Raw genomic sequence first — 508 nt, 5'->3', positions numbered from 1 at the left:
AAAGGCTGCACTGGTGACCGTTGTCAACAACAGTAACAAGGCCCTGACCTGCGAGGTCTTGAAACAGTCAGTCGGCCGTGGTCGGTCGGCTGCGGTCAGCCGGTGATGATCGCCGGGTCGCTGACGCCCGGCCGGCCGTTCTCGACATGGCCGGCGAGGCGGCGCAGGAAGCCGGCGTCCTTGTCGGAGACGACGGTCAGGTCGTACCAGCGCTGTGTGCGGGCCAGGTCCACCGTGCGGACGACCTTGCCGCCCGCGGTGGAGCCGGGACCCTTGAAGGTGGGCAGGAAGCCGTTCGGGCCATGAGCGGTCAGGTCGTAGCTGCCCTTGGAATAGGCCGCGTTCCAGGTGTCGGAGATCTTCTTCCCGGCCTCGGTGGTGTACGTCCACGGGCCGTCCGTGCGGTTGGCCGAGGTGACGTAGAAGTGCGCACCCGCGGAGTCCCCGCCGCTGAAGGTGAGCGCGAAACGGCCGGTGGCGGGGACTCCGCGGGTGCGCACTTCTACGT

1 protein-coding gene is annotated in these 508 nt (G+C 67.9%); it reads right to left on the bottom strand.

Annotated features, from left to right (window positions below; genetic code table 11):
• Nucleotides 1–95: 95 nt before the first annotated feature.
• Nucleotides 96–508: phospholipase domain-containing protein (locus J0695_RS37950; protein WP_206969381.1), on the bottom strand; the 413-nt coding region annotated here is incomplete at its 5' end.

The sequence above is a fragment of the Streptomyces beijiangensis genome (genome assembly GCF_017315755.1).
Classification (GTDB): Bacteria; Actinomycetota; Actinomycetes; order Streptomycetales; family Streptomycetaceae; genus Streptomyces; species Streptomyces beijiangensis.
This window is presented reverse-complemented; position numbering and strand designations above follow the sequence as displayed.